This is a genomic window from Nonomuraea sp. NPDC003201, from assembly GCF_053590415.1.
Genome location: NZ_JBSFTC010000670.1, coordinates 1 through 2,250 on the forward strand (window position 1 = coordinate 1; position 2,250 = coordinate 2,250).

Consider the following 2,250-nt stretch of genomic DNA (forward strand, 5'->3'; position numbering starts at 1 on the left):
CCCCGCGGCCTTGGCGGGGCCGTCCAGCCGGTCGGCGGGGCGGCCCAGTTCGGCGCGCTGGTGGGCCAGGGGGTCGGGCTTGCCGTCAGGGAGGAGCCTGGCCAGTCCGGCCATCACCTTGCCGGCGAGGGTGAAGCCGCGCGATGCGAGGGTCATGAGTGGGCTCCCTTCAGGGCTCGGCGGATCAGCCGCCTGGCCAGCTCGGGCTTGAACGCGTTGTGCTCGCGCGGCCGCGCGTCCGCCAGTGCCCGCTCGGCGGCCTGGTCGATGAGGTGGTCGTCGAGCGAGGTGCCGGTGAGGAGCCGTTCGGCCTCGTACGCGCGCCACGGCTTGGGGGCGACCCCGCCCAGCGCGATGCGCACCCGGCTCGCCCGCCCGTCCTCCAGATGGGTGAACACGGCCACGCTCACCAGCGCGAAGGCGTAACTGGCCCGATCGCGGACCTTCAGATAGACCGAGTGGCCGGGAGGGCCGGGTGGCAGGTCGATCGACGTGACCAGCTCCCCCGGCCGGAGCACCGTCTCCACGTGCGGGGTGTCCCCGGGGAGGAGGTGGAAGTCCACCAGCGGCACGGGGTCGCGGCCGGCGATGTTGACCACGGCGTCGAGGGCGGCCAGGGCCACGCACATGTCCGACGGATGCACGGCGATGCAGCTCTCCCCCGCGCCGAGGACGGCGTGCATGCGGTTGAACCCGTCGAGGGCGTCGCAGCCGGCACCCGGCTCCCGCTTGCCGCAGGCCGAGTGGCGGTCGTAGAAGTAGCCGCAGCGGGTGCGCTGCAGGAGGTTGCCGCCCACCGTCGCCCGGTTGCGCAGCTGGGGCGAGGCGCCGTTCACGATGGCCTCGGACAGCAGCGGGTAGCGGTCGCGGACCCGGGGATCGGCGGCCACGCGCGTGTTGCGGGCCAGGGCGCCGATCCGCAGCCCGCCGCCGGGCAGGTCCTCGATCCCGGCCAGCGGCAGCCGGCCGATGTCCACCAGCCGTTCCGGCGTCTCGATGCCCTCGCGCATCAGGTCGACGAGGTTGGTGCCGCCCGCCAGGTATTTCGCCCCCTCTGCGGCGAAAGCGCGGGCCTCCGCCGGGTCGGTGGCGGTGACGTAGGAGAACGGGTTCATCGGGCGACCTCTCTCACGGCCGCGAGGATCCCGTTGTACGCACCGCACCGGCACAGGTTCCCGGCCAGCCGCTCCCTGATCTCGGCGTCCGTCAGGCTCGCCGCCCCGACGGCGCTCGGCACCCCCGCGTCGTACTCGCCGAGCATGGCCACCGCCGAGCAGATCTGCCCCGGCGTGCAGTAGCCGCACTGCAGGCCGTCGTGACGCACGAACGCCTCCCGCAGCGCCCGCCCCGGCTCGCCGAGCCCCTCGATGGTCGTGATCTCCGCGTCCTGGCACTGGGCGGCGAGCACGAGGCAGGAGTTGACCCGCTCGCCGTCCACCAGCACCGTGCAGGCGCCGCAGGCGCCCTGGTCGCATCCCTTCTTCGTCCCGGTCAGGGCGAGGTGTTCGCGCAGACAGTCGAGCAGGCTGACGCGGGTGTCGAGCTCCAGCTCGTGCCGGCGGCCGTTCACCGACAACCGCACCTGTATGGATGGCATCCGAAAACCCCTCTAACTCGTACATTCATGTACGGCTTACCGGGCCGACTATACCCCTCCTCCGTATGAGCGCTGTTCCGGAACTACGACCGCGGATAGCATTCGCGTCATGACGCGCGGCCTAGGAGAGCTCGAATCCACCATCATGGAGCGGATGTGGGCCCGGCGGCAGCCTGCCTCCGTCCGGGACGTGCTGGAAGAACTGCGGCAGGAGCGCACCATCGCCTACACGACGGTCATGACCGTGATGGACAAGCTGCACACCAAGGGCCTGCTCAAGCGCGAGCCCGTCCGCCGCGCCTACATCTACGAGCCGGTCGCCTCCAAGGAGGCCTACACGGCCGACCTGATGCGGGCCGCGCTGGCCGGCAGCGGCAACCAGGCCGCCACGCTGGTCCACTTCCTCGAACGGCTCACCCCCGAGGAGGCGACCGCCCTGGAGGCGGCCCTGCAGGTGTTCCCGCCCAAGGGCGGGCAGGCGTGATCGCAGCCGCCGTCCTGGCGCTCTACACGGTGGTCGCCGCGATCTGGCTGCCGCGGCTGATGCGGACCGCGCGCTGGGCCGACCGGGCGCCCCGGCTGGCGATCGCGATGTGGCAGGCGGCCGGCGCCTCCGTGGTCGCCTCCGCCGTCCTGGCCGCGTTCGCCTTCGC

At 72.5% G+C, this 2,250-nt stretch carries 3 protein-coding genes; 1 reads left to right on the top strand and 2 read right to left on the bottom strand.

Annotation, left to right across the window (positions count from 1 at the left end):
• Nucleotides 1-152: 152 nt before the first annotated feature.
• Together ACWDX9_RS62545 and ACWDX9_RS62550 are read right to left on the bottom strand one after the other, a co-directional pair.
• Nucleotides 153-1,115, bottom strand: coding sequence for an FAD binding domain-containing protein (locus tag ACWDX9_RS62545; RefSeq protein ID WP_449973325.1), 963 nt, complete (start codon nt 1,113-1,115; stop codon nt 153-155).
• Nucleotides 1,112-1,597 carry a 2Fe-2S iron-sulfur cluster-binding protein gene (locus ACWDX9_RS62550; RefSeq protein ID WP_449973326.1) on the bottom strand — a complete coding sequence of 162 codons (486 nt, stop codon included), beginning with the start codon at nt 1,595-1,597 and terminating at the stop codon, nt 1,112-1,114. The genes ACWDX9_RS62545 and ACWDX9_RS62550 overlap by 4 nt, the downstream gene beginning before the upstream one ends.
• Nucleotides 1,598-1,706: 109 nt before the next feature.
• Here ACWDX9_RS62550 and ACWDX9_RS62555 point away from each other — a divergent pair, with 109 nt between their 5' ends.
• On the top strand, nt 1,707-2,081 hold the full coding sequence (locus ACWDX9_RS62555) for a BlaI/MecI/CopY family transcriptional regulator (RefSeq protein WP_350735128.1): 375 nt from the start codon (nt 1,707-1,709) through the stop codon (nt 2,079-2,081).
• Nucleotides 2,082-2,250 lie beyond the last annotated feature (169 nt).

Coding starts and splice junctions, on each gene's coding strand:
- ACWDX9_RS62545 (WP_449973325.1), bottom strand. CDS start 1,115: ATGAACCCGTTCTCCTACGTCACCGCCACCGACCCGGCGGAGGCCCGC.
- ACWDX9_RS62550 (WP_449973326.1), bottom strand. CDS start 1,597: ATGCCATCCATACAGGTGCGGTTGTCGGTGAACGGCCGCCGGCACGAG.
- ACWDX9_RS62555 (WP_350735128.1), top strand. CDS start 1,707: ATGACGCGCGGCCTAGGAGAGCTCGAATCCACCATCATGGAGCGGATG.